Annotated in this window: 21 protein-coding genes, 1 tRNA gene and 2 pseudogenes; 17 read left to right on the top strand and 7 right to left on the bottom strand. The window is 65.8% G+C overall.

Annotated features, from left to right (window positions below):
- Positions 1-109: 109 nt before the first annotated feature.
- Complete coding sequence (locus ACZ4Z5_RS00985) at positions 110-1,849, bottom strand: sensor histidine kinase (protein ID WP_468254686.1); 1,740 nt, start codon at positions 1,847-1,849, stop codon at positions 110-112.
- A gap of 267 nt (positions 1,850-2,116) precedes the next feature.
- On the opposite strand from ACZ4Z5_RS00985, the gene ACZ4Z5_RS00980 reads away from it, so the two are divergent.
- The 5 genes and pseudogenes from ACZ4Z5_RS00980 to ACZ4Z5_RS00960 all read left to right on the top strand — a co-directional run bounded on the left by ACZ4Z5_RS00980 (position 2,117) and on the right by ACZ4Z5_RS00960 (position 4,237).
- Positions 2,117-2,239, top strand: a complete 123-nt coding sequence (locus ACZ4Z5_RS00980; protein WP_468255551.1) for a hypothetical protein — start codon at positions 2,117-2,119, stop codon at positions 2,237-2,239.
- 55 nt (positions 2,240-2,294) lie between these two features.
- Positions 2,295-2,537, top strand: a pseudogene (locus tag ACZ4Z5_RS00975) (hypothetical protein); the annotation flags it as partial.
- 286 nt (positions 2,538-2,823) lie between these two features.
- Entirely contained in the window at positions 2,824-3,042 is a 219-nt protein-coding gene (locus ACZ4Z5_RS00970) for a hypothetical protein (protein ID WP_468254683.1), read from the top strand.
- 44 nt (positions 3,043-3,086) lie between these two features.
- Positions 3,087-3,335, top strand: coding sequence for a transposase (locus ACZ4Z5_RS00965; protein WP_468255504.1), 249 nt, complete (start codon positions 3,087-3,089; stop codon positions 3,333-3,335).
- The gene (locus ACZ4Z5_RS00960) at positions 3,317-4,237 is read left to right on the top strand and encodes an ISL3 family transposase (protein WP_468254680.1); all 921 of its coding nucleotides are present in this window, start codon (positions 3,317-3,319) and stop codon (positions 4,235-4,237) included. The genes ACZ4Z5_RS00965 and ACZ4Z5_RS00960 overlap by 19 nt, the downstream gene beginning before the upstream one ends.
- Positions 4,238-4,304: 67 nt before the next feature.
- Here ACZ4Z5_RS00960 and ACZ4Z5_RS00955 read toward each other — a convergent pair whose 3' ends face one another.
- Positions 4,305-5,186: an SDR family oxidoreductase gene (locus ACZ4Z5_RS00955; protein ID WP_468254677.1), complete on the bottom strand. Its 882-nt coding sequence runs from the start codon at positions 5,184-5,186 to the stop codon at positions 4,305-4,307.
- 88 nt (positions 5,187-5,274) lie between these two features.
- On the opposite strand from ACZ4Z5_RS00955, the gene ACZ4Z5_RS00950 reads away from it, so the two are divergent.
- From ACZ4Z5_RS00950 to ACZ4Z5_RS00940, 3 genes are all read left to right on the top strand, one after another.
- Entirely contained in the window at positions 5,275-5,853 is a 579-nt protein-coding gene (locus ACZ4Z5_RS00950; RefSeq protein WP_468254673.1) for a TetR/AcrR family transcriptional regulator, read from the top strand.
- A gap of 490 nt (positions 5,854-6,343) precedes the next feature.
- A complete protein-coding gene (locus tag ACZ4Z5_RS00945) occupies positions 6,344-6,526 on the top strand; it encodes a hypothetical protein (RefSeq protein WP_468254670.1) in 183 nt (60 codons plus the stop codon).
- Positions 6,523-6,645: a hypothetical protein gene (locus ACZ4Z5_RS00940; RefSeq protein ID WP_468254668.1), complete on the top strand. Its 123-nt coding sequence runs from the start codon at positions 6,523-6,525 to the stop codon at positions 6,643-6,645. The genes ACZ4Z5_RS00945 and ACZ4Z5_RS00940 overlap by 4 nt, the downstream gene beginning before the upstream one ends.
- A gap of 186 nt (positions 6,646-6,831) precedes the next feature.
- Here ACZ4Z5_RS00940 and ACZ4Z5_RS00935 read toward each other — a convergent pair whose 3' ends face one another.
- Positions 6,832-7,044 (bottom strand): DUF397 domain-containing protein, encoded by a 213-nt coding sequence (locus ACZ4Z5_RS00935; RefSeq protein WP_468254665.1) that lies wholly within the window; start codon positions 7,042-7,044, stop codon positions 6,832-6,834.
- Positions 7,041-7,925 carry a helix-turn-helix domain-containing protein gene (locus ACZ4Z5_RS00930; RefSeq protein WP_468254662.1) on the bottom strand — a complete coding sequence of 295 codons (885 nt, stop codon included), beginning with the start codon at positions 7,923-7,925 and terminating at the stop codon, positions 7,041-7,043. Before ACZ4Z5_RS00930 ends, ACZ4Z5_RS00935 begins: the two co-directional genes overlap by 4 nt.
- Before the next feature lie 110 nt (positions 7,926-8,035).
- Here ACZ4Z5_RS00930 and ACZ4Z5_RS00925 point away from each other — a divergent pair, with 110 nt between their 5' ends.
- Positions 8,036-8,536 carry an ATP-binding protein gene (locus ACZ4Z5_RS00925; RefSeq protein WP_468254659.1) on the top strand — a complete coding sequence of 167 codons (501 nt, stop codon included), beginning with the start codon at positions 8,036-8,038 and terminating at the stop codon, positions 8,534-8,536.
- Between the two features lie 672 nt (positions 8,537-9,208).
- Positions 9,209-10,393: a hypothetical protein gene (locus tag ACZ4Z5_RS00920; protein WP_468254656.1), complete on the top strand. Its 1,185-nt coding sequence runs from the start codon at positions 9,209-9,211 to the stop codon at positions 10,391-10,393.
- Between the two features lie 49 nt (positions 10,394-10,442).
- Here the strand turns inward: ACZ4Z5_RS00920 and ACZ4Z5_RS00915 are convergent, their stop codons facing one another.
- Complete coding sequence (locus ACZ4Z5_RS00915) at positions 10,443-11,126, bottom strand: VanZ family protein (protein ID WP_468254653.1); 684 nt, start codon at positions 11,124-11,126, stop codon at positions 10,443-10,445.
- A 156-nt stretch (positions 11,127-11,282) separates the two neighbouring features.
- On the opposite strand from ACZ4Z5_RS00915, the gene ACZ4Z5_RS00910 reads away from it, so the two are divergent.
- Together ACZ4Z5_RS00910 and ACZ4Z5_RS00905 are read left to right on the top strand one after the other, a co-directional pair.
- On the top strand, positions 11,283-12,524 hold the full coding sequence (locus ACZ4Z5_RS00910; RefSeq protein ID WP_468254650.1) for a sensor histidine kinase: 1,242 nt from the start codon (positions 11,283-11,285) through the stop codon (positions 12,522-12,524).
- Positions 12,521-13,177 carry a response regulator gene (locus ACZ4Z5_RS00905; RefSeq protein WP_468254647.1) on the top strand — a complete coding sequence of 219 codons (657 nt, stop codon included), beginning with the start codon at positions 12,521-12,523 and terminating at the stop codon, positions 13,175-13,177. Before ACZ4Z5_RS00910 ends, ACZ4Z5_RS00905 begins: the two co-directional genes overlap by 4 nt.
- 88 nt (positions 13,178-13,265) lie before the next feature.
- On the opposite strand, the gene ACZ4Z5_RS00900 is transcribed toward ACZ4Z5_RS00905, so the two are convergent.
- Positions 13,266-13,324: transfer RNA gene (locus ACZ4Z5_RS00900), tRNA-Ser, on the bottom strand.
- 127 nt (positions 13,325-13,451) lie between these two features.
- Here ACZ4Z5_RS00900 and ACZ4Z5_RS00895 point away from each other — a divergent pair.
- The 5 genes and pseudogenes from ACZ4Z5_RS00895 to ACZ4Z5_RS00875 all read left to right on the top strand — a co-directional run.
- Positions 13,452-13,742, top strand: a pseudogene (locus ACZ4Z5_RS00895) (transposase); the annotation flags it as partial.
- 119 nt (positions 13,743-13,861) lie between these two features.
- The gene (locus tag ACZ4Z5_RS00890; RefSeq protein WP_468254644.1) at positions 13,862-17,104 is read left to right on the top strand and encodes a helicase-related protein; all 3,243 of its coding nucleotides are present in this window, start codon (positions 13,862-13,864) and stop codon (positions 17,102-17,104) included.
- Positions 17,105-17,849: 745 nt separating this feature from the next.
- A complete protein-coding gene (locus tag ACZ4Z5_RS00885) occupies positions 17,850-19,889 on the top strand; it encodes a hypothetical protein (RefSeq protein WP_468254640.1) in 2,040 nt (679 codons plus the stop codon).
- Positions 19,889-22,843: a DUF499 domain-containing protein gene (locus ACZ4Z5_RS00880; protein ID WP_468254638.1), complete on the top strand. Its 2,955-nt coding sequence runs from the start codon at positions 19,889-19,891 to the stop codon at positions 22,841-22,843. Before ACZ4Z5_RS00885 ends, ACZ4Z5_RS00880 begins: the two co-directional genes overlap by 1 nt.
- 598 nt (positions 22,844-23,441) lie before the next feature.
- Entirely contained in the window at positions 23,442-25,250 is a 1,809-nt protein-coding gene (locus ACZ4Z5_RS00875; RefSeq protein WP_468255501.1) for an IS481 family transposase, read from the top strand.
- 40 nt (positions 25,251-25,290) lie between these two features.
- Here ACZ4Z5_RS00875 and ACZ4Z5_RS00870 read toward each other — a convergent pair whose 3' ends face one another.
- Complete coding sequence (locus ACZ4Z5_RS00870) at positions 25,291-26,394, bottom strand: DUF1152 domain-containing protein (RefSeq protein ID WP_468254635.1); 1,104 nt, start codon at positions 26,392-26,394, stop codon at positions 25,291-25,293.
- Positions 26,395-26,399 lie beyond the last annotated feature (5 nt).

The following is a 26,399-nucleotide window of genomic DNA, read 5'->3' as shown; positions in this document are numbered from 1 at the left end:
GTCCGGCGAGCCGGGCCCCCGCGCGCATGAGGTGCGACATCTGCTCTGTGGTCCGGGGAGCGGCCCGAAGCGGTCCGCGCCGGCCGAGCGGCGCGGCTGGGCTCGCGCGCTACGCGTCCGCCTCTGAGGGGAGGGGGGCCGTCCATTCCACGACGGTGCCGGTGGGCTCGTTCGATGCGAGCGTGAGGCTGCCGCCCAGGTCGGTGGCGCGTCGGCGGAGGTTGTCCAGGCCGCTGCGGCGGGTGACGGCCGGGTCGATGCCACGCCCGTTGTCGGACACGCGCAGTCGCAGCTGAGTGCCGTCCGTCTCGGCGGTGACCTCGACGGCGCTGGCGTGCGCATGCCGGGCGGCGTTCGACAGCGCCTCGCGCAGCACCGCCAGCAGGTTCTCGGCGTGGCCGGCGGGTACGCCGGTGTCCAGCAGCCCGGTCATACGCAGGGCGGGACTGAAGCCGAGAGTCTCGGCGGCCTTGTCGGTTTCGGACAGCAGCTTCGCGCGCAGCCCGGAACGCTCGTCGGAGCGGTCGCGCTCGCGCAGCGCGTAGATCGTGGTCCGCACCGTCTTGATGGTGTCGTCGAGGTCGTTGACCACGCGTTGGACGCGCTCGGCCACCTCGGGCCGGTCGCCCAGTCGGCCGAGCACCGAGTTCAGCGTCAGCCCGGAGGCGAACAGCCGCTGGATGGCCAGGTCGTGCAGGTCGCGGGCGATGCGGTCGCGATCGGTCAGGACCAGGAGATGCTCGGCCTCGCGTCGGTGCTCGGCAATCTCCAGGGCGAGTGCGGCCTGGTCGGCGAAGCTACTGGTCATCGTCACGACGGCGTCGGAGAACTCCGAGCCGCCGGGCAGGTTGGCGACCTGCAGGACTGCGCGGGCGTGCTCGCGGCCGACCAGCGGGAGCAGGAACCCGGCGCCCAGTTCCACGCGAGCCGCGGACCCACCCCCTCCCTGCGGCTCCTTGGACAGCGCGTTGCTGGTGATCCGTTCGTTGGACCGGTAGACCTTCGCTGCCAGCGTGGTGGCCGGCAGTACCAGCCCGCGCACCCGCTCGGCGCCCTCCCCGTCGGCGGCCTCGATCACCAGCTCGTCGCCGCCGTCGAGCGGCACGGCCACCGTCACCAGATCGGCCTCGGCCAGCGCCCTTACGCTGGTGGCGACCTGGTGCAGCACCTGGTCCGGGTGGGTGCCCGACAACAGGCTGCGGGTCAGGTCACTGCTCGCCGCCAGCCACTGCTCCCTGCGGCGCGTGTCCTCGTACAGCCGGGCGTTGTCGATGGCCACGCCTGCCGCGGCCGCCAGGGTGCGCAGCACCGCCTCGTCCTCGTCGTCGAACTGCGCCCCACCGCGCTTGTCGGTCAGGTACAGGTTCCCGAAGACCTGGTCGCGCACGCGCACCGGAGCCCCGAGGAACGTGGTCATCGGCGGATGCCCTTCCGGGAAGCCCACCGATTCGGCATGGGCGCCGAGGTCGGCCAGCCGCAGCGGCTCCGGCTCCCTGATCAGCAGCCCCAGGATGCCCCGGCCCTCGGGATAGTGGCCGATCGCCTTGATGGTCTCCTCGTCCACACCGACCGTGATGAACTGCTTGATCCGGCCTTCCTCGCCCAGCACCCCCAGCGCCCCGTACTGGGCGTCCACCAGTGCCACCGCGGACTCGGTGATGCGCCGCAACACCACATCGAGATCCAGGTCGGAGCCGATCGCCAGCACCGCGTCCAGCAGCGTGTGCACCCGGTCCCGGGTCGCACGTACCTGCGCCACTTGCGCCTGCAGGCCCTCCAGCAGCTCGTCCAGCCGCAACTGGGGTGCCGCCGGACCGCCCCTGCGTCCTTCTGCCGGACTCTCCGCCATTCCCGCTCCCTCCGGAAAAGGTGCCGCTGGCATCTTTCCAGCATGCCCGAACGACCCTGCTCACGCTCGAACACTTGTCTTGTGTGGCCGTTGTGGCAGCTCGGATCCTATTACTCTCCGGCCGTCCACGGCCGGGGTGTGCCGTCGACTGCCCCGGACCGTCCGCCGCAGCGGCCCCGCACCCGCTGGGCGTCCGGCAGGCGGCGGGCAAGCTGTCAAGCCGGTCCAGGGTGTTCCACTCCCGCCTACGTGCGTCCCGTCAAGGAGATGACCTGGGCACCTGACGGGCGGGCCACCTCGCAGTACACGGACGAGGTCCGCGCGGGTGAGCCGCACATTGTCTGGCGTCGGGTCGGCGGACACGAGATCTTCGATCCCGGCCCCGCCTGAGGCATGGAGGGCACTGGCCTGCGGATGTCGGCCGGCGGCCCTCGCGTGGACATTCGGCGATGTGGACCTCAGCCACCTGCGCGCGCAGCAGACCGGCGAGCACGACGTTTCCCTCGGCCCGGAGGGGCCCGCGACGATGCCGGGCTTCGGCGAGGGACCGGGCGGCGCCAAGGAGGCCGAGAAGTCCCTGCTGTCCGAGCTGATCGAGAAGTTCTACGCCAAGTTCGGCACGGACTTCACAGAGCAGGACGTCGTCCGGCCCTTCGAGGAGGCCAAGGCGGACGCCAAAGTCCGGGCGGTGATGAGAATCCTTGAAAACGGCTCTGGCCGCAGCTCCGTGAACCCCCAGGTCAGCGGCCGGAACGCGGGATCGTTTCGGCAGAGTGTTTCCTGCCATGGCGAGCAAGACGGTCGAGGATGTTCTGTTTCCCGGGATCGATGCGCGGGTGGACCGCGTCAGCGAGTCCACCGACGTCCTTGTGGTGGAGGCGGTGTCCACCGCTCACCCGGGCCGGTGCCCAGACTGCCGGAAACAGGCGAGGCGCACGCACAGCATGTACCAACGCGCCCTTGATGAAAGGCCGTTGGGCTCACGCCGGGTCGTAGTCCGGCTGTGGGTCCGCCGGTACTTCTGTGACCGGAAGAGCTGTTCCCGCAAGACGTTCGTCGAGCAGGTGCCGGGACTGTCCGAGCGGCACCGCCGCTCCAGCACCGGACTGACAGGCTGGCTGCGGTCGATCGCGATCGAGCTCGGCGGCCGTCCGGCCGTCCGGCCGCACGATTGTGCCGCCGACTGCGGCTGACCGCGGGCCGGACCCGGCTGCTCGGGCTATTGACGGCACCGACGGTGCCGGACCGAGCGCCGCGGGTGCTGGGGGTGGACGAGTTCGCCTTCCGCAAGGGCTGCACCTACGGCACCGTGCTGGTCGACGTCGAGGCCGGCCGGGTCGTCGATGTGCTGCCCGACCGCACCTCCGAGACGTTCGCGGCCTGGCTCACCAAGCACCCCCGGCGCCGAGATCATCTGCCGGGACCGGGCCAGCGCCTACACCAAGGCGGTCAAAGAGGCCGCCCCTCATGTCCTGGAAGTCGCTGATCGCGGCACCTGTTGCAGAACCTGTCCGCTGCGGTGGAGAAGACCTGCCACCAGCCCGCGACTGCCTGCGCAAACACACCGAGGAGGAGACGGGAACCGGGGTGCCGGAGCCGCCCCCGATGCTGTTACCGCCCGCGGAACTGCCCCGCACCCAGATCATCGAACGCACCCGCCACCGCTACGAGAACATCCACCGTCTGCTGGACAAACACTGGACGATCAGCGCCATCGCCCGCCGTCTGAACCTCGACCGCAAGACCGTGCGCCGCTTCCGCGACACCGACCTCGACCAGCTGCTGGCCTCTGCCCGCGAGCGCCGCCCCAACGGCGTCCTGGAGCCGTTCAAGGCATACCTCAACGCCCGCTTCGCCGAAGCACAAGGCCAGGCCAGCGGCACGCGCCTGTTCCTGGAGATCCAGGCCCGAGGCTACCGGGGCAGCCGCCAGGTCGTCCGCAAACACCTCGCCGCCCTCCGCGCGGGCACCGCCGAACCGGTCCGGGCCGACATCCCCAGCCCCCGCAAGATCACCTCGTGGATCATGCGGCCCCGAGAGACGCTCACCGAAAGCCAGGACGAGCGACTCCTCCAAGACCGGCTCGCCTGCCCGGACATCGCCCGGGCCTGCGACCTCGCTCGGGCGTTCGTCGACCTGGTCCGCCACCGGCGCGGATACCTGCTGCTGGAGTGGATCCGGCAGGCCGAGCAGGACGCACCGAAGCCCATGAAGGGCTTTGCCGGCTTCCTCCGCCAGGACCTCGACGCCGTCACCGCCGGACTCACCCTCCCGTGGAGTTCCGGTGTGGTCGAGGGTCACGTGAACCAGGTGAAGGCGCTCAAGAGGGTGATGTACGGCCGAGCTTCATTCGAACTCCTCCGGACCCGCATCCTCACCCAGCCATGAGATTCACGGATCAGCGGGAACGGGGATCGCTTCGGCAGGGGGCCTGCCCGAACGTCCCGGTCGCCGGTCAGGGCTGGATGTTCTCCAGGTCCTCCAGAAGGCTGGGGTGCTTGGGCTCCCAGCCGAGCGCCTGCCGGGTGTACGCGCTGGACGAGGGCTGGTCGCTCGCGAAGATCTGGCCGAGGGGACCGAAGGTCTCCGCCGGTACCGACTCGACCGGCAGGCCCAGCCGTCGGCCGATGACCGTGGCGACATCGCGAACCTTGTCCCCCTCGTCGGCCACGGCGTGCCAGGAGGTACCCGCTTCCGCCTGTTCCAGAGCGAGCCGGAAGAGGACTGCCGCGTCGAGCGCATGCACGCCCGGCCAGCGCTGTGCGCCGTCGCCCGGGTAACCGGACACCCCGGTCCGGCGTGCGATGTCGGTCAACAGGCCGGCGAATCCGCCTGAGCCCTGGTTGTGAACCGTGCGCGGCAGGCGTACGGCACTGCTGCGGACCCCGCGCGAGGACAGGCCCAGGACCGACGTGACCGCGCGACCGCGACCGCCGAGCGGTCCCTCGGTCATCAGCGGGTCGGCCTCGGTGGAGGCCCGGCCGGTTACGTAGGGCGTGCCCGAGCAGGTGACGAGGGGGCGATTGCTGCCGACGAGTTCCTCGCCGAGGGCCGCGAGGGCGGCACCCTCCTCCGCGACCGACTTCGCGAGGGTCTCGGGGCTGCTGAAGTCGTGGTCGAACGCGAGGTGGATCACCCCGTCGGCCCGTGCGGCGCCGGCGCGAAGGGTGTCCAGATCGGCGAGGGCTCCCCGGAGGGGCTCGGCACCGGCCGCCTCTATGGCCTGCACGGATGCGTCGGAGCGAGCGAGTGCAAGGACGGTGTGACCGTTGTCGAGCAGTTCGGCGACGACAGCAGAACCGATCAGACCGGTGCCGCCGGTGACAAAAACGCGCATGGAAAACTCCCCCAGGAGTGATGGGACTCTTGTCCCATCACTCTACTGCAGTGATGGGACAAGAGTCCCATCACCTAGGATGGTGACCATGGGTAGATGGGAACCAGGCGCACGCGAACGCCTCGTCGTGGCTGCCGTCGACCTGTTCACCGAGCAGGGGTACGACGCCACGACGGTCGCGCAGATCACCGAGCGCGCAGGAGTCACCAAGAGCACCTTCTTCCGGCACTTCCCCGACAAGCGCGAGCTGCTGGTGGCCGGACAGGAGACGCTGAGCCGATTGCTGACCGAGGGGATCGCCGACGCGCCCGCTGACGCCAGCCCGCTTGAGGCGGTCGCCGCCGGTCTGGAGCGCGCGTCGAGCGCGATGGGCCCCATGAGCCGCGAGCTTGCGCCTCGCCTGAAGGAGGCCGTCGCCGCCAGCGCCGAACTTCAAGAGCGTGACGCCCTCAAGAGCGTCAGCCTCGCGGCCGCGATGACGAACGCTCTGGTCGCCCGCGGCGTACCCGATCCGACCGCGGCATTGGCGGGCGAGCTGGGCGTCCTCGCCTTCAAACGGGGATACGCCCAATGGTCCGACGGCGACCGTGACAGCAAGGACGAACTCGCCGGGTACACCCTGGCGGCCCTCGACGAACTGCGTGCAGCGAGCGCCTCGCTGGGCTGACCGGCAACCTCACCCGCCGTTCACGGAACTGCGGCCAGAGCCGTTTTCAAAGAGCGTCATCAGCTCAACGACGAGGACGACTTCGGCAAGGTCTTCGACAAGGTCTTCGCGGACAAGACGGCCGACCACGTCGACTCCATCGCCGGTCTCGGCCGCCGGTACTTCGGCTCCGACCGGAACTTCAAGTCCAGCCTCGACCGCAGCGTCCGCCGCGCCGCGTGGCGGATGACCCGCCGCGAGGAGGGCGTGTACGGCGACATGTGATGCGTGCGCCCCGGCCGGCTATGCCGACCGGCACCCCTGGGAAGGCCATCGTGAGCACTCAGCCCGACCACGGCACCGAGCTGACCCCGCGCCCCGAGTACACACCCGACGCCGTCCGTGTCGCGCTCGCCCGGATCGCCCCGCACCGCCAGGACGAGATGGAACGGCACAAGGAAGAAGCACTCGCCGCCGCCATCCGGACCAGCGAGATCGCACACCTTCAGCAGTGGCTGACTCATTGGGCCGCTCAGGTGGAGAGATCGAGCGTCGGCCCGATCTCGCCGCCCGCCGTGGCCGCGCTCTCGCCACGATCCACGGCACCACCAGCAAGGACGACCCTGCATTCCGATCCGCCATGGACGAGCCGCGCACCGTCGAGGACGAGGCGATGCGGGCGGTGTCCGCGTGACGTGGAAGTGGGAATGCGACCCCAGCGAGGAATACGTCATCGGCGGAGCACCGCAGGCGTTCGTCGCCGAGGTCGAGAAGAAGGCCGACGAGCCGGTGCGGGCTGCTGGCGCCTTCTAACTCGACCCACGATGTACGAAGGGCTGGGCCCGAAGGGAGACACCGCACACGTCGACAGCGGTTTCCTCGTCTACCTCATCGTTCCCCGGCATGAATGCGTGTACGTTCGCCAGGTGACTTGGATCCGACCGTGCAGCAGGTGAGGGGCCGACCGCACGCGCGGGAGGGCCCTCACGACCGCTCAGGTCAGACGGACCGGCCAGCGGCCAGCCCCACGAAGCCGGCCCAGGCGTCGGGAGTGACGGTCAGTACGGGCCCGCCGAGCCGCTTGGAATCCCGAACGTGCACGGTGCCGGGCGTAACGGCTACCTCGATGCACTCGCCGCCGCCCCCGCCGCTGAAGCTGCTCTTGAACCACGCCGATTCCGGCACGGTGGAAACGGTGCGATGCACGGTCATCTCTCTCCTAGCAGGCTCTCCACGAAGGCCAGTGACTCGTTGGGCGTCAGGGCCTGTGAGCGCAGGATGCCATAGCGCGCTTCAAGCTCACGGATCTTTGTCGCCTCGGTGTGCAGACGGCTGTCGTTCTGGACTTCGGTGTAGGCGATGCGCTGCCCCGTAGCGGCGTCGATTAGGTTGAAGGGCCCATCGAGTGCGCCGTGATCTTCACGATCTGTCGGCATGACCTGGATCTCGACATTCCTCTCCTGGCCGATGAGAAGGATGTGTTCCAGCTGGCCGCGCAGTACCTTCCGGCCACCGATCGGCTTGCGCAGGATGACCTCGTCGATGACGAAACTCAAGAGCGGTGCCGGACGTCGCGAGAAGATTTGTTGCCGCGCGAGGCGCGACTCAAGGCGCTGTTCGATCACTGTGTCGTCCAGCAACGGCCGTTGCATCTGAAAGACAGCCCGCGCGTATTCCTCGGTCTGGAGCAGGCCAGGAACTGCCACGGCTGCGTACACGCACAGGGCCTGCGCCGACGCCTCAAGCCGAGCCGCATCCCGGAAGAACGCCGGATACCGCGCCCGCGCCACCTCCTCCTTCAGCGTCTTCAGCACACCACCCGCGTCCAGCACGTCGTCCGACTGGTCGATGAACCTCGGCGGAGGGATGCGCCGTCCCTGCTCGAACGAGGCGATCGACTGCGCCGCGTACCCCACCAGCTTCCCGAACTCCGCACGTTCCAGCCCGGCACGGGTCCGGAACAACTTCAACTGCTGCCCGAACGCCGTGACCACGCCCTGCCCGGGCTCGTCGTCCGGCCGCTGCCCCACCGGTTCTGCCGACTCGAGCGGCTCCGCCGGCTCCTGTCCGGCTCCCGCGTCATCGTCCCGCACCGCCGCCACCCTTCCGCACACGTACACAGCACCGCTCGCCCGCGTACAAGCGGAACGCGACGGCGCGTCACCCATGGTCACGCTACGCCACCACGGCCCACCGTGGAGCCATGACGAGCAACCCCGCCGACACCGCTACCCCCACCCGACCCACCACGCCCATCCACCACTTCGAGATGCGGTTCACCTCCACGCCCCGAGGCGCCCGCCTCGCCCGCCGGCTGTGCGCGGAGCGGCTGCACGCCTGGGGGATCGCGTACGGCACCGAGGCGCACGACACGATCGCCCTCCTCGTGGCCGAGCTCAGCGCGAACGCCGTCAGCCACGGCCGGGTGCCGGGCCGGGACTTCCACGTACGGCTGACCGTCCCCACGAAGCCCATCGCCGCCGTACGGATCGAGGTGACCGATACCCGTGGCGAGCGGACGCCCGAGCCCGCAGAGCACCTTCCGGGCCCGGACCGCACCGAGGGGCGCGGCCTGCTCCTCGTCGCCGCCCTCGCCGACCGCTGGGGCTGGGGTCGGCGCCCCTGTGGGACGCCCGGAAAGGTCGTGTGGGCCGAATGCGACAGGCGGAGCCACGACGCACAGGCGGTTCCCGGCCAGATGTGACGGACCTGCCCCCGCCTCCCTGGACGGAAGATCGTCAATCCCGCCACGCTGGTCCTGACATGCCGGGCCGGCCGACACCACCGCGCGAGGACGTTCCACCACAACGCGCGGACGCCCCACCTCGACAAGCCCCGACCAGCCTTCTGCGAAACCGGACACAGCATCAGCAGGGCCTGAGCGCAGAAAGGGACGAGGCCGCTGAGATCACAGCGCACAGTGCGAGGCCGAGGCCTGCTCGGGCAGGCAGATCCGCACCGACCTGAAGACTGACAAAAGGTGACGAAGTCTGTGGGGCGATGGATCGAGAGCACTCTGTCCTGTCGAAGTGCATGTGTCAGGTGGCGAGCCGAACGGCTGAGCAGCGATGCCAACCACGTCCCGGGCGAAGTCCGCCAGCAGAATCCGCGCGAGCTCCAGGCGGCTCTCGTAAGCAACCAGGCTGTCCCCCGTTGTCGCGTGATACCAGCCCGAGTAATGCCGCCCCTTGTACCAGCGGAAATTGGAGGCCTCACCAGTTATGGACTGCTGGCTGTCACCCGATCGGTGACCACTCTGTGATCCTCGGCGAGTAACTTTCCATTGCGCGCATTCTTGAACGTGCTCTTAGTAGGCTCCTCAGAGTTACTGTTCACGACCGCGCTATCGGCTGCGGCGCCGATGATTGGGCACGAATTGACCGTCGAGGTTCATGCGAAAACCAGACAGGTAGTTCTGCAGAAGTCATGGCGGAGCATTCTGGTTCGACGTGTCATCTTGTCGTATCGACGCGCCAGGCTGGCACTCTTCTGTTACCTGACGTGCAAGGTCCTGGGTGTCGCCTGGATTGCGGTGCAATCAGCCGAGAGCGGCAAGTCTCTTGTGGCGTTGCTGGGCTATGTGTGGGATGCGCAGTGGTACCTGGGCATTGCGCAGCATGGCTACGGGCAGGCAGATCTGATTCCCGGCTACGGCGGTGGCCCGGTCGGCAGATGGCAGGACCTCGCGTTCTTTCCGTTGTATCCGGGTGTCGTGCGAGCGGTCAGCGAACTGCTACCGATGGAGATCGTCGGTACCGCACTGCTGACCACATGCGTGTCCTCCTGTGTCGCAGCATGGGGGATCCATGCTCTCGGAACAGTCCTGCACAGCAAGCGCGTCGGGGTGCTGCTCGTCATCCTGTGGGGTCTGCTGCCGCAGGCCTTCATCCAGTCCATGGCCTACCCGGAGGCAATGTTCACCGCGCTGTGCGCCTGGTCGCTGTATGCCTTGGTGACGCAGCGTCCGATCACGGCGTCCCTCCTTGCCGTGGCTGCGGGCCTGACCCGCCCGTTGGGCGTCGCGGTGGTGGCTGCTGTCGTCATTACGGCGGTGCTCGCTTCTTCGCGCGGGCGTCGAACGCTCGCCGCGATCATCATCGCGCCACTGGGGTTGTTCGGCTATTTCGTGTGGGTCGGAATGTGTACCGGGCGACCGATGGGATACTTCGATGTGCAGCACGACTGGAACACGCACGTCGACTTCGGCCAGTCTGTCATCGAGGCCACAAGCAGGGTGGCCGCCGGCAACGTGAGCGCGGTGGAGCAAGTCTCCGTGCTCGTCGTGATCACTGGCCTCGTACTCCTGTGGGTCCTCTTGAGCTCGCGTCCGCCGACAGCCGTAATCGTCTTCAGCTTGGTCCTGGTGGCCATGGCTGTAGGCGTGAGCGGCTTCATTCAGATCAAGGCCCGCTTTCTGCTGCCCGGATTCACTCTGCTGCTGCCCGCGGCCACCTCCCTGGCCAAGGCCAAGCCGATCTCACTGGCTGTCACGTTCGCCGTGCTGGCGATTGTTTCCTTCAAGTACGGGGCCTACTTCGTCACCTCCGAATATACGCCGTAGCGTAATTTGGAGAACGGTTGCCGGAGGGTGAACGCCGTGATCGAGGCGGTCAGGGCCGGAGCCGGCTCCGTGGCGTTCCGGTGAGCCCGGTCACCGGACGGTGGACACCGGTGCCCGACGGGCCGGCGACGGCTGGATTCGTGTCGTGGTGCGTGTCCTGCGAGGCCATCGCCGAACCCGGCAGGGCGAAGGCGCGCAGCATGCGCGCCATGGCCGGGGCGCGGGACAGCAGGAGAAACACCAGGTAACCCGTCATTCCCCCGAGCGTGTTGGCGATGAGGTCGTTGACCTCCACGATCCGGGGGTCGTTGAACAGGACGTAGATGAGCAGCTGGGTCATCTCGATGGTCAGGCTGATCGCCGCTGTGAGGCCGGTGACCCGCAGCGGTGACGAGCCCTTCGTGGACATGAGCGGGATCAGCAGCCCGAACGGGACCAGCATGAGCACATTGAGCGCGAAGCCGCGGAGGTCGGCGTGGAGGAGGGGGGTGAGCTCGACCTGACTCTGCCAGGGCATCTGGTTCGCGTACTCGCCCCAGTTCACGATTAGGGGAAGGACCGTGAGGCTGAGTACGGCGGCGGCGTACCCGGCCCCCGCCAGTCGGGTCACGGCCTGTCCTCCGGTCCACCCGGGCCTTCGGCGTGCCGCGCGTATGCCCAGGACCAGGCAGAACACGGCCAACAGGGGGCCCAACACGGCCACGGCGGGGATCTCGAAGTTCACGTTGCCCATGAGAGGTGTGCTCCTCGGTGAGACGGACGGACGCCGACGACGTCCGGCGGCGCTGCCACTCTCACCCGTCGCACCGGGACGGCGGATCTTGCGAAAGGCAGATCTTCCGCGGGCCACTACGACCTTCGGCCGACCTCCCCGGCTACCCTCACCGGCATGAGGTCCCGGATACGGTCCTGGCTGCGCGCGGCGGTGTGGCCCACGGTGGTGGTGCTGCTGCTCGGTCTCGGTCTGTTCGACTACACACTGGGTGCGTTCGGTCCGTTCGGTGACGCGTTCGACAAGCTCGACGCCGACACGACCGGTCCGCTCATGCTGGGGTCCGCCCTGCTGGCGGTCGCCGCTCTCCTGCTCTCGCCCCGGCTCGGCGCACGAGGCCTGCCGTGGGCGGCCGGTGCCGCGTCGGTGGTGTCGCTCGGCACCACGATCGCCGTCCACGTCATCGCGAGGCTGCCCGTCGGGCCTGAGGGGATCACCTCTGTGGAGGACCCGTATGCACTCACCGAACCGGCCGCGCTGTTCGGGCTGTTGACGCTGACCGTCTGGCGCGGGGCGCCGGTGTGGGCGGCGCCGACCGCACCGGGGTGCATGGCGGCGATCGTCCTGCGCCCGTTGGCCGTCGAGGTCGACGAGGGCAGCATGATCGTGGCGTTCTTCTTCACCCTGGCGGCGACGGCGTCCCTGGGGATCGGCCTGACCGTACGCCTGGTCATCGCGGACCGGCGGCGGCGGGAGATCACCGTACGGATGGAGCAGCGTGCGGAGTTCGCCCGGGATCTGCACGACTTCGTCGCCCACCATGTGACGGGCATCGTCATCCAGGCGCAGGGGGCACGCACCATCGCCGTCAAGCGGCCGGACCTGGTGTCGCCGGCACTGGAACGGATCGAGCAGGCGGGGGCGGAGGCGCTGAAGTCGATGCGCGCCATGGTCGGGATGCTGCGCGACGTCGGCACCGACGAGGACGGTGTCGCCCTCACGCCTCTGGCGGGCATGGCCGAAGTGCGGTCCCTCGTCGAGGGGTTCGCCACGGTCGGCGGCAGCCGGGCACGCCTGCGGATGGAGGGGCAGTTCGCGGATCTGCCGGTGGAGGTGGCGACCACCGTGCACCGGGTGGTGATGGAGGCGCTGACCAATGTGCGCAAGCACTCCCGTGACTACACCGAGGTCGAGGTGTGCCTGGTCCGGTCGGGAGACGGGATCACCGTGAAGGTGAGCGACGACGGACGGCCACGCAATGCCCTGGGACAGACACTGGGCGGAGGTTTCGGACTGAAGGGGCTGGCCGAACGGGTGGGTATGGTCGGCGGCCGGGTCCAGGCGGGTCCCGCCGCTGCCGGGGGCTGGCGCATCGAGGCGATGCTTCCCGTGGACCACCGCGTGAGGAACGCCGCATGACCATCCGTGTGCTGATCGCCGACGACCAGGCCATGGTCCGCACCGGCTTCGGAATGATCCTTGCCGCCGAGGACGACATCGAGGTGGTTGCGGAGGCGGTGGACGGTCTGCAAGCAGTCGAGCTCGCCGAACGGTACCGCCCTGACGTGGTGCTGATGGACATCCGCATGCCCAGGCTGGACGGCTTGGAGGCGCTGCGCCGACTGGCCCGCCCCGGCCTGGTAGATCCGCCGAAGGTCGTCGTGGTCACGACCTTCGAAGACGACGAGTACGTCCATCGAGCCCTGCGCGACGGCGCCTGCGGCTTCCTCATCAAGGACTCCGGCCCCGTCCTGCTGGTCGAGGCGATCAGAGCCGCGGCATCCGGGGAAGCCCTGGTCAGCCCGTCCATCACCCTCCGCCTGCTGCGAGGCCTGCCGGGCGGGACCGCGTCCGGTCCCCCGGAACCCCGGCAGTCCGGGCTGTCGGCACGCGAGACGGACGTGGTGCGGCTGGTGGCCACCGGGCTCACCAACGCGGAGATCGCCGCCGAACTGTCCATCTCCGTGGGCACGGTGAAGACCCACCTCGGCAACGTGCAGAGCAAACTCCCCGCCCGCAACCGCGTCGAGATCGCCGCGTGGGCCTGGAGGTCGGGTCTTGTCGACCGGTGATCCGCAGCTTGTGAGGACCGTATGCATTTGGCATGTACGAGAAAGGCCCTGACCGGCGTTTCCACTGGTCAGGGCCTTCTTCCGGAAGTGCCCCCGGCAGGATTCGAACCTGCGCACACGGCTCCGGAGGCCGTTTCATCCCACGGCTAATGTGCTGGTCAGCAGCTTGATCAGGTCAAGCTCTCGGATCTCCGTCCACAGGTGGTCCACACTTCAGCAACCGTCAGCGTGGTGCTTACCAGCCCTGAAGCAGAGCCCAAGTGATGGCGCAGACCGGGTGGGACACCCTCGCCGCAGGCCGGACTCTCCGTTTCGCCGACCGGGGCTGCGACCAAGACATCTACCGCCGCCAGGTCCGCGCCCGTGGCATCGTTCCCGCGATCGCCAGACGCGGAACACGACACGGCACCGTAACTGAGCACCCACCGCTGGGTCGTGGAGAGAACGTTCGCGTGGCTGCACGGCTTCCGACCGACTCCGGACCCGGTGAGAACGCCAGGCCGACATCCACGAAGCAGTGCTCAGACTCCCCTGCTGCCTCATGGCCCACCGACAACTCAGCTCATTGTTAGCTGTTGTGAGCGATGCGGTGACCGGAGAGGCGGAACGTGTGATCTCTGACCGCAAGCAGAAGTAGGCTTCACCTTGCAAGAGCATGGGGATCGGACCACAGGGGGGTACAGGGTGACCGGCGACCCCATCGCGCTCCCAAAAGCCGGCAGCCAGATCACTGTCGATGGTCACCTTGTCACTGTAGTCATGGCCACCCCTACACCCACTGGTTGTGACCTGGTCATCCGTCACGGGAACGGGGCGCTCGCTGATGCGGCCCTCACCCACGACGAACTCCGTGAAGCAGCGGTCCCCTCAAACGACGCAGGGGGTCACCCAGAGCGTGCCCTCGCAGGTCTGTGGGGGCGCTGGATGCAGTACGCCGTTCCTCGCATCCGCTCGGCGGTCCTCGCCACACGCCCCCTGAAGCCGTACGCACACCAAGATGAAGCTGTCTTCACGCACATGCTGGCGCAGCCGCGGCTGCGGTTCCTGCTTGCGGATGAACCGGGCACCGGCAAGACGATCATGACAGGCATGTACATTGCGGAGGGGACACGTCGCGGCTTAATCCCCGGCCGAACTGTGATCGTGGTCCCGGCGCATCTGGTAACGAAGTGGCAGCGAGACCTGCGCCGATACTTCGCTATCGAAGCTGGCCGCCTCACTCCGGAGATTGCACGGGATCCGAAGGACCTCGACCCACGTGTGACCATCTGGGTGGTCAGCGTTGATCTCTACACCTATAACTCGGACGTTTTCCGTAAGGTGTCTGGCTCACGGGCCTCCTGGTCGCTGGCTGTCTTCGATGAAGCGCACCGACTCACGCCCACATCCAGATACCTAGGTGCTGCTCAGGAACTAGCTGAACGCACTCACCACCTCCTGCTCCTGACTGCGACGCCCCACCGCGGCAAGGAGCACTTCTTCCGCGGGTTGATGAACCTCCTTGATCCCACTATGTACCCATGGGACCCGCGTACTACAGACTATGAAGGAGCCCTGCGCCCTAGCTCGCTCTCCTTCCTGCGCCGCATGAAAGAGGAGCTCAAGGACCTCGAGGGAAACGACTTGTTTCCCCCCCGATACGCGGACACCATCTCTGTAGATCTTGAAGCCCGCGAATACGCCGCCTACTCAGCGGTGATGGAGTACGTGGACGATTTTTACTCCGACACTGCGGTACTCGCCCGATCTATCTACGGTAAAAGAGCCGCATCGTCATTGGCAGCAGCACGTGCCACTGTGCAGCGTCGCCAAATCGCTCTCAAGGGGCCTGCTAGCCGCCGCACTGCCGGTGCGATCCCCGAAGAGTTCACCACGGATTCCGACGGCGGACTCACTCTTGCGGTCGATGACGAAGAAGCATGGGGTCGGGCAGAGGACCTCATTGTCTTGACGCAGACTCAGGACAAGGGGAAGGAACTGGCCCGTATCGAGTCCGTCCTCTCGGCGATCGACCACGCCGAGAGGCAAGGGACTTCCTCCAAGTGGAGGCTCGCGCAGGAGGTACTGGACAAGCATTCGATCACGCCTGGCAGTGGTCAGCTTCTCGTTTTCACTGAGTTCACCGACACGGCCCGGTGGCTAGTTTCACGTTTTGCTGCTGCCGGCTTCTCTGTGAATATCCTCGACGGAACTGTTGGGCACCACGACCGCGACAAGTTGCAACAGCAGTTCCTCAGTGGGGCGTTTCAGATCCTTGTCTCGACCGACGCTGGAGGCGAAGGAATCGACCTTCAGTCAGCCCACGTGATGATCAACTGGGACATCCCGTGGTCTCTGGTAAGGCTGGAACAGCGTATGGGCCGTCTGCATCGGATCGGCCAAGCAAGTCCGGTCCACATCTACCATCTTGTGGCGCCGCAGACACGGGAGGGCCGCGTCCAAGAGGTGATGCTTGCCAACATCGAGGCCGCCAGCGAGGCACTCGGAGGTCGCATCTTCGACCTTATGGATGCTGCTACGGCTCGATCCGGCTTCGACTTCGCCCAGGCTCTGGCCGCGGCTCAACAGCGCCCGCAGCAGGACGTGCGGATCCCTGACGCCCGAACCTTGGTGGCTAGCGCGCGAGAACTGGTACGAGACGAAGACAGACTCGTCAGCCCGGCCAACGTGGATGCCGCCATGGACCGGTTCCGCGCAGACCGCCTCGAAGCGATCAACCCTGTCATCGTCGACGCATTTCTTGATCAACTGGCTAAGGCAGAGGGTTGGACTCTCTCCCCCGGTCCGGCTCAGGGGCTGCGACGGGTGTCGGCGCCGAAGGCCCTCCCCGCTGCCCTAGGGGGCGGCCCAGAGCGGCTCGTCGCAGCGGACGGGGCTTCGGTGCGCCAAGCGATCAATGACGGTGCCACCGATCTGGACGATGTCGTGGTGCTAGGCCCTACCGAGGAATCTTTCGGGGAACTTGTCGAGCTTGCGCTGCGCACGGGCGAGACCGACCTCGTGCGGGGAGCGCACGTGGTGGACACAGCCTCCTTGACGGGCTACACCCTGTTGCTCTACGACGCCGAAGTCGAAGTCCACGATGGGGTCCGGAGGGTAAGAGAGAAGGCACCGATGCTCGTTCGCTACTCCGGCGCAGGAGCGTTCGTTGCCGGCTGGGAATCCCTAATGAACCTCCAGGCGCCGGCGACCGACAAGACGCTCCCGCAGAGCGGATTGACCCCAGCGATGCGGGCCGAAGGGGCACGCGAAGCGCAGCTACTCCTGGAAGCGGAGACTGCTCGCTTCCGAGAGCAACGTCGGGCATGGGTAGCCAAGGCGCGCGAGCAGCTCGACCAGGTCGAGTACAGGTACTTAGAGGAGCTCGAGGAGCTGCGTCCTGACGTGCGGCGAGAGCGCATGGCTCAGTTTTCGAGGCACAAACAGGACCGTCTAGCGCAACTCGCTCAGATCGAGAAGGTCAACCCCTCCGCGCAGCGCATGATCGGGTGGCTAGACGTCGCTGGCGGAGCAAAGCAAGCCGAGCTCGGCTATGACCCCAACAGTGAGCGAGTCGCCGTGGCTACGGTGCTGGCGGAGCTGGAGCGCCTTGGATACATCGTCGACGACCGGCAGACAGCAGGGGTTGGCTACGACCTCTTGGCTCGACACCGTGAGCACGGCGAGCAGCGTCTGGTCGAGGTCAAGGGGCTTGTCGACGATCTACGCCCCGTGTGGCTGGAGCAGCATGAGTGGGCTCAGGCTCAACAGCGAGCACAGGACTACTGGCTATACGTGGTGACGAGCTGCGCCACCAACCCGGTAGTGACCATTCGAGCTCAGGACCCCGCCGGAAAGCTCGGCAACAACGTTCGGCGTATTGAACGTGTGCAGATCAGAGTCACAGAACTTATGCGAATGATGGAGATGAGCCGTGAACACCGCTGAACCTGGCGCCGCAGTGACGCCCGCAGCCAAGCCAGCGGATGATGTCCGAAATCGACTCATTGATACTTGGTTCCCTTGCGCAGCGGTTGACGAAGCGTGCTCGACGCCTGCCGGTTCGGGCCGGAATGAGAAAGCAATATTTCCATGGTTTGCTTCGCGGCCAATCGCCCAGGCCCGCGCCGCAGTGCTTACCACTCTGCTCCCCGTCGACGACCGGATGCGGGTCCATGTTGAAAGCGCAGTCCGGAATGGCAATAGAATGTCGCTCGACCTCTTGGCTGAAGTCGTCAAAGAGAATTACGGTGGTAGGACGCCCGTCGTTCTTGATTTGTTTTCAGGCCGTGGAATCCTTCCTCTGGAAGCCGCACGGCTCGGGGTCACATCCGTTGGAACCGATCTCAGCCCGGTGGCCACGCTTGCGGGGCGCCTACTCGCCGACTGGCCGTTGCGCGACTGGCGCCACGAAGCGCCTGTGCCTTTCGATGAGGAAGTAATCGGGGATGGCCTCAAGGTTGAAGGGGAACCGAGACTAGTAGCGGACGCGCGTACGCTTCATGCCGAAATTGGCCGCCGCCTCCGGAGTAAATTGGCCGACTATTATCCGCGAGATCACCGTGGGCAGCTTCCCTGGGGTTACCTCTGGGCAGTCTCGATGCCTTGTGATCATTGCCGTCGGCGATTCCCCCTGCTTGGGAGCCTGACTCTTCGGCACCCTTACAGCAAGACATCTGACGTTGGCCAGTCGATGGACCTTGTAGTCGAGGGGGATACGTGGCGGGTCGAGGTTGTTGACGGTCCAGCGAAGGGTCAGCCGACCTATACATCAGCCGGCAAGAAGGGGAAGAGCGCACGCTGTCTCTTCTGCGGCCATATCCACAGCCTGGAAACAGTGAAGGCTAAGGGATTTGCTGGGCAGTACCAGGACGAGCCTCTCGTCGTTGCCGACTTCGAGGGGCTCGGGATCAAGAGGACCGACACCAAGAAGGTGTTTCGAGTTCTGCGAGACGATGAAGTCAAGGCTGCTTTGAGGGCAGACCCAAGCGAGCTACCACCGAATAATGGTCTCTCACCTATCCCTGACGAAGAAATCCCCTCAGGGAATTCTCATACCGTTCAGGCTAGTGGGCACGGTTACGCGAGCTACGGACGGCTCATGAATGACCGACAGGCTCTTCTGTTCGGGACACTGGCACATGAGATTCGGGCATGCTTTGAAGAGATGACACAGTCGGGGGTCTCCAAGGAGTACGCCTCCGTACTATCGTCGCTCGCAGCCGGAACCATGGTGCGTGCACTTCGTTATGCGACAAGGGGCGCTATCCTAAGGGCACACGGCAAGCCTGACGGGTCCAAACAGAATCGTGTCCAGATTGATCACATCTTCCGCAACGAGGCGAGTCTGGCATTCCAGTTCGACTACTTTGAAGCTGGTATCGGAAACGGCCCTGGGACTTGGGCAGGGTTGACCGAGACTGGCATCGCGCCGCTCGCGGCACATTTGCGCGGCCTGACAGGAAAGCCAGCCAAAATTCGTCGCGCGAATGCGATGGCGCTCCCTTACCGTGACGGATCAGTTGATGCCGTAGTTTGCGACCCGCCTTACTACGACATGATTGAGTACGCCGATGCCTCTGACTTTTTCTATGTGTGGCTCCGACGCGCCCTACTGTCAATCCAGCCTGACCTCTTCTCTGAAGATATCGGCACGGTAGTTGCCCCACGTCTCCAGAACAAAGACGACGAGATCATCGTCCGTCGCGTATACAACGGTGGCATTAAACACGATCGAGACTTTTACGAGAAGTCTCTAGCCCGGGCCTTTAGTGAAGCTCGTCGCGTGCTGCGTCCCGATGGACACCTCGTGGTTGTTTTCGGCCATTCGGATCCCGAAGCGTGGAAGCGGCTCTTGGCCGCGTTGCATGCCGCGGGCTTTGTCGTCACCAGCTCGTGGCCATCCCGATCGGAGAGCACCAACACTGGCGTGGCCAGCATTAAGGTCACGGTCACCAGTGGCTGCCGAGTCGCTCCACGAAACCGACCCGTGGCGACCGCAGCTCAGGTCGACCGGGAGGTCAGCGAAGCTGTCAAAGCGGCGGTTCGCGAGTGGGAGAGGGACGGCCTGGCCTTCACCGACCAACTGATGGCCTCCATTGGTCGAGGCATGGAAGTCTACGGCCGTTACAGCAAGATCCTAAAGCCGGACGGTACGGAAGCCGAGCTCGACCGATACCTAACTCTGTCCAGAGTGGCTGTCCGCGATGCCATGGCGCTCAAACTCGACGAGCTCCCCCTTGAGACCTTCGACAAGCGCACTAGGTTTGCCGTGTTCTGGCAGAGGCTGAACGGGCTGACCACCGTCCCCAAAGGCGAGGCGAGGTTCCTCGCCCAAGCAGACAGTCTCAACTTCGACGAGGTTCGAACGAGCCTGCTGAAGGAGAGTAACCGAGGATTCAAACTCCGACTTGATCCTCCTGAAAGCATTTCAGCGGACTCGTCGACGTTCGAGGTTGCCCGGGCAATGGCCGGCGCCTGGGATGAAGGCGGGACGGAAGCAGTGGCTGGAGTGATCGCTGCCGCCGAGTTTGCGGCCAATGACCCACACCTTTGGGCAGTTGTTGGGGAAATAGTGACGCAACTGCCGGCCAGCGACAAAGTGGCCAAAGCACTCACCGCGATCCAGAGGAACGTCCATGCCATCAGCAACCTCGCTCAGCGAGTAGCAGAGACATCCATGCCTGGCTCGACGCAATTGACCTTCGCCAATCTACTTGAGGAGAGCACCTGATGAGCGCGCAACAGACCGTGCCCCACTGGGCAGATGTACTGGCCCTGAGGCCGGAGGTTCGCGCTTCGGACGGCTCCGTCGGTGAACTCCAGATGTCGTTGCACAAGGCGGTATACCAAACGAAGGACGTACCGTATCGCAAGGTCAACTATTACGCCGAAATCACGGAACCCACCCCCAGCCTGGTTGGGTTCTTCGCTCGAGTCGCGCGGCGGCTGGGAACCGACGACATGGGTACTGCCCTCTTCCACCTTGACCAGGGAATGGGTGGGGGCAAGTCCCATGCCCTAGTTGGCCTCTACCATATGGCCAATACACCGGACGAATTCTTCGCTACCGACCTCGGGCAAGCAGTCCGGGAAGAGGCGGAGCAAGGTGGGATCATACTCGATATCAAGTCGCCCAAGGTTGTAACGCTTACAGCAGACAACTTCTCCCCAGGGCGCCCAACCGAGGTGTTCGGGCCCGCGGTCAATCTCTTCGAACGGTTCATCTGGGCGCTTGTCGACGGCGACATGGACCGTTACCAGCACTATGTCGGAATGGGTCCTAATAAAGACACACTCCGCACCGCCCTGTCCGATGCCGAGCGTCCCGTGCTTGTCCTCCTGGATGAGCTCATGGACTACGTACTACCCCTTTCGGCCCCGAAGTACGTCGACACCATGCCCGATGAGCAGGCGTTCCTAAGCGCACTCATGGATGCCTGCGACGACGTACCGCGAGTGTCGTTCGTCCTTGTCATGATTCGCTCAGAGCGAGATGAGCGGGGATACAACATTGCCGCGCAGGACTTCCGTCAGTTCATTGCCGACCGCGTTGTCCGAAACGGCCTTACCATCCCAGTCAACGAACCCCAGGACTTCTCGTCGATCATTCGGCGAAGGCTCTTCCAAGCCACAAGTGACAAACTTCCTGCTCTGGACCTCGGTCGTTCCTACATAAGAGCAGCTACAGGCCCCTTCACGACCAAGGTTTTCGACAAGCTCGGAGCCAACCGTGGCGTGGCCGGCTTCCCGGAGAGAGTCGAAAAGAGCTACCCGTTCCATCCCGAGCTGATGCGGCTCGTGCAGGAGGAATGGTCCCTCGTTCAAGGCTTCCAGGAAGTCCGTTCCACAGTCGCTATCTTCGCCCGGACCGCTATGCACTGGGTAGATGAGCACAAGGCCGGACGCTGGGCACCGACACTGGTCGGCGTGGGGGATATTCCTCTCACAGTGGCGCTGGAGCAAGTCCTCTCATCCGGGCTGCTCATGGGGAATGATCGCGCAGTGCAAGGTTGGCGAGCCGTCGCCGGAACGGACATAACGAGCTCCGACAAGACCCACGGTCGAGCGGTCACGATCGATAAGGAGCTGCGCAACCTAGGCGTTGAGTCGCGGCAGCCGGCACCAGCCGTGCGAATGGCCACGGCTTTGATGTGTTACTCACTCGTCGGTCGAGCTCAAGGACGACGGGGGGCTACGAAGGCCGAACTGCTGGCCAGCATCTTCGAACCCTCCTTCTTCGGGGCCTCGGAGTTCAACGCAGCGGAAGAGGTCTTCAACGCGCTGACGGCGGAAGAGGGCCTTGGCGCGCTCTCAACTGATACGCCAACCAACGCCCCAGCGCGCTACTCGCTTTCAATCAAGCAAAACCTCCGCATGTACTTCACGGCGGCCAAAGCCCTCGTGCAGCGTGCGGAACAGGAAGCCCTGGTTTGGAACGTCGCACAGCAGATCGCCCAGAACTCTAAAGGCCCCTTCGAGCAAGTCATTACCGTTGATCGACCTCGCGGTGAAGATGTAGAGCTGAGTGAAATATTCGCTGATGTTGATTCGAATGCCACACGACTCGTTGTGCTCGACCCGCGCCGATGGACGCTACTCAACGGCAAGGACAACAGTAGCCGGACCGAGATATCCGCTCTCTTTGGCTTGGGTCCCCTAGCGCTCACTGTCGATAACGCAGCAAGTTGCATCGTTGCTTGCGTCAACACACAGCAACGCGACCATGCGCGTAAGCGCGCATGGGAAGTTCTCGCTTGGCGTCACGTTCTCCAGCAGGTCAGTGACGACGCCGAAGACGACCTCGTCCAGGCACGCAGCAAACTGAGTGCGGCCGAGACGAAGCTCAAGGAAGCGGTCCTCAAGGCTTACCGACACTATGCCTACCTCCTCCGGGTGGGAGAGAACCTCGTCGTTGAGTTCAAACGGTTCGAGGACGACGGCAAGTCGGCTCTTCACGGTCAGGCGGTCTGGGATCAGCTCGTTGACAACGGCCGGGCTACTCGGCGCGGTGGTTTGGCGCACTCGTACTTGGCCGCCCTCCTGCAGAACTTCGATCGCGCCCTGACACCACGTGAAGTGGTTCAGGCGTTCTATAAGAATCCGGCGTTCCCCCTCGTCACCTCTATCGATGAGATCCGGCATGTGATCTTTGAACTCATTGAAAATGGTTGGGAGCTTGTTGACGGCAATGGCGCTGCTCTTTCAGTGCAGTCCCAGGGGCAAATCCAGATCAACTCGATCAGTGTGACGCTTCAGCCTTCCTTTAAAATTCCGGAGTCGTCACACGGGGGCAAAGAAGACGTCGCGGGCGAGCTTTTTGGGGAAGGCGAAACGGGAAGCCGCTCCGGGAGCTCTCCTGAGCAGGGGCCGGGTGGGGAAACCTCATCAGCGGAAGCACCGAGTCAATCTGACGACGAGAATGCTCCTATTGGTCCGACGGTGTATAAGCGGTATCACCTTGAAGTAGCCAACAGGAGTGTTACCTCCCACGATAAGCGGGAAGAAATCTGGCAACTCCTGCGGGAGTTCGCCAAGGCCCTGGACCCTGCGTTCTTCAACGAGCGGGATCACCAGCTCATCGATCTGAAGGTCACGCTGACGACTGCGGAAGGTCACGAGGGGCGCATTGTTTCGAAGGGGCAAGAGATTGGCGCACGCGTCGTGATCGAGGACGACGACTTTTAGTGGTTTCCTGAGAAAAATGGGCCTGACGGAGTGGTGCTGGCATCTGCTTGCTCTCCACCCCTCGCCCACGACTCTTCCTACTCCCATCCCGTCCGCCGTCGACCCACACACCGTGGAGCGGGCGTGGCCCCTGGCGTCCAGGTGGAGCGCGCCACTGTACGAACGACCTGGACGCCAGGGGCCACGTCTGCTCGGCTTTGCCTGGGTCGACGGTGGACGGGATGGGAGCCCCTAACGCTCGCCACCATGTGCCCGCGGCCGGGAGTGCCGTTCCCTCACACCCGGTGCCGGCCGATCCCCCGCCGGAGGCATCGTCCTTACCGACGGGGAACATCTCGTTCTCGCCCGCATGCACGCAGCGCGCCGCCGGGCGCGGCCAGCCGGGGCGCAGACAGGAGGCGGGCCGCGCCACAGAGGCGGCGCGCGCCCGCGCCGTGCGCGGGCCTTGAACCCGTGAAGAAGGTTGTTACTCAGTAGGCTGTGATGCGCCTGTCCGGTCCCGGTAGATGCTTGACAGTTCGGTCCCAGCTGATGGTTGACGGTGGCCGTGTTCGGCTTTTCTGTGCGCGTCGTTGCGGTGCGTGTGGGGAGGCCGGGATTGGCGCTGGTGGAGTTGTCGGTTGTCGAGCAGAGATACCGGGCTGTGCTTGCGGTGCTGGCGGGTGCGACGGTGACGGAGGTCGCCGCCCAGCTGGGGGTGTCCAGGCAGACGGTGAGTGGGTGGAAGTCCCGGTATGAGGCTTCAGGTCTGGCCGGGTTGGCGGACCGGTCGCGTAGGCCGGCGTCGTGTCCGCATCAGGCGTCTGCCGAGGTGGAGGCGGCGGTGTGTGAGCTGCGGCGCAAGCATCCGAGGTGGGGTCCGCGGCGGATCGCGTTCGTGCTGGAGCGGTCCGGGACCGTCACGCCGGTGCCGTCGCGGATGACCGTTTATCGGATCCTGGTCCGGCATGGGCTGGTGGAGCCGGGGGTGCGGCGCCGGAAGCGGTCGGATTTCAAGCGCTGGCAGCGGGACCGTCCGATGCAGCTGTGGCAGATGGACATTGTCGGCGGGGTCATGCTGGTCAACCCGGTCACTGGGGAGCTGACCGAGGCGAAGGTCGTGACGGGGGTGGACGACCATTCCCGGTACTGCGTGATCGCGCAGGTGGTGGAGCGGGCGACCGGTCGTGCGGTCTGCGCGGCGTTTGCCCGGGCCTTGCAGACGTTCGGGGTGCCGGAGGAGGTGCTGACCGACAACGGCAAGCAGTTCACTGACCGGTTCGGGCATGGCGGTGAGGTGCTGTTCGACCGGATCTGCCGGGAGAACGGGATCGCCCACCGGCTCACCCAGCCGGCCTCCCCGACCACGACGGGCAAGGTCGAGCGGTTCCATCAGACGCTGCGGCGTGAACTCCTCGACGACTGTGGTGCCTTCGAGAGCGTCGGGGAGGCTCAGGCGGCGCTGGATCGCTGGGTGGAGGAATACAACTCGATGCGTCCGCATCAGGCGCTGGACATGCAGTCTCCCGCCGACCGGTTCACCCCTGTTCCAGACGCGGAGCGGGACATGCTGGGCCTGAGGGTGCCCGGGATGCTGGCGGTGGTGCCGCCGCAGCGGACACCTCCCGCAGACCCGGAACCGGTCGACGTGCCGCCGGTGCCAGCCGTCCTGCCCGAACCGTTGCCGGTGGAGGCGGGTGGGCCGGTGGAGTTCGAGCGGGTGGTGCCGGCGAGTGGGAATCTGCAGGTCGCGGGCAAGCAGTTCTGGCTGGGGCCGTCCCGGTCGGGGCTGACGGTGACGTTCTGGGCGGACACGTCGGTGATCCATCTGCTGGTCGCGGGGACGCGGATCAAGACGGTGCGGTCGCATCTGTCGGTGGCGGATCTGGTGCGTCTGGCGGCCCGGGGCGGTCGGGCGGCCGGACCCTCGCCACTGCCGACCGGCGACGGGGCGGCGTTCGAGGTGGACCGGGTGGTGAACAACAGCGGCCTGGTGGGCCTGGGCGGGCACCAGGTCCTGGCCGCGGAGATCCTCGGCGGCCGCCAGGTGGGTATCCGGATCGACGACGAGACCCTGTCGTTCTTCGACCCCTCCTCACGGGAACTGCTGCGAGTGCGGCCCAACCCGCTGACCAGCGTGGAAGTCCGCGGGCTGCGGGGCCTGCGGCCGGCCGGACCGCCGCCCCGCCCGGGCATCGAGCCCGTGCGGGTGCAGCGGCGGGTCAGCGCCGTGGGCACCGTCATGGTCTGCCGCCAAGTCGTCGCCCTCGGCCGCCCGTACGCAGGGCAGACCGTGACCGTGCACGTCTCAGACTCCACGATCACCGTCGATCTGGATGGCCAGGTCCGGGTGATCCGGCGCACGACCGACGTCCCGGTCCGTAACGTGAAAGCCAACAAGCCCCACGGGGCTTCCGATGTTGTCTAGGCCCACCGTCAAGCATCACCTGGGACCAGAACGTCAGGCATCAGCTGGGATCCGACAAGGCTGTGATGCGCCACAAGGGCGCTTCGTACTGCTCCGGACGGCTGTTGATGAGCAGCTGACGCAGGTCCTCGCGCAAGGAGCCGTTGAGGTTCAGGGCCTCAGTGATGCGGCGGAACGTCGTGTGGGTAACTCCGCGGCCGTGGGCCTCGGCTTCGAACTGGTCGAGCTGAGACAGTACGGCCTTCGGATCGAGCTGTACCGGTGGTTGGTCCTTGAGCCATGCGGCCTTGTTGCGCTCGTAGTCGATTTCCGAGTAGCCGCAGATTTCGCGGCTGTGTGCCTCGACCTCGTCTAGGGAGGCTGTGGTCAGGATGGCTCGGGCCAACTGGTTGCGGGTCAGTGCCTCGTCCAGGTCCACCTCGTGCACCTTCGGTCCTTCGTCGGTGAGGGGGACCGGTAGGCCGGCGTCTCGCATTTCGCAGGTGCCGCGTACGCCTCGGGCTGTCGCCGCGAGCATCCCGGTTGCCTCGGAGGGATGCCACTCCAGGACTGGGCTGATCGGCTCGACGTCCTTCGCTGTGAGGGTGCGGATGAGCGGACCGAGCATGCCACGCAGTTCGTCGAGAAGGAGTTCGCCATCGAGGCCGGGGCCCGCCACCAGGAGGCGAACAGGAGCGTTCAGCTGGCAGCACGCGGCGAGGGTGACGGCATCGGCAAGCGGGCTCTTCAACGTCGGCTCATCGCCGCGGGCGAGGATGTCGCCGCCCACGTCCAGGAGGTCGATCGACTCTGGTGACAAGTGGTCCGCCAGCTCTTCGAGTTGGCGGGTGACGCCTTCGACCCCGTAGCGCGGATCGATCAGCGCGAACGTGTGCCGGAGCTCTGCTGCGAGTCGGGGGAGAGTCGAGCCCGCCGGAGCGATCGGGCGAGCTTCGGCCGGCACTGCCCAGACCGCTGGGGTGAGGGGCTGGAGACCGGTGAAGTTGTCCGGTCCTCGGGGACCGGGAACCGGGTCGATCAGGAGACGGTCCCACGCGTACGTGAGGATCACCGCCTGCTCCTCGTCGCCGTAGAGGGCGGCGTGAATCATTGCGGCGGCGACTGCGTCGCCCCCTCCTCCTCCTGCGACGATCAACCGCGTCATGCGTC

This window comes from Streptomyces sp. NPDC030222, assembly GCF_055573115.1.
This window is presented reverse-complemented; position numbering and strand designations above follow the sequence as displayed.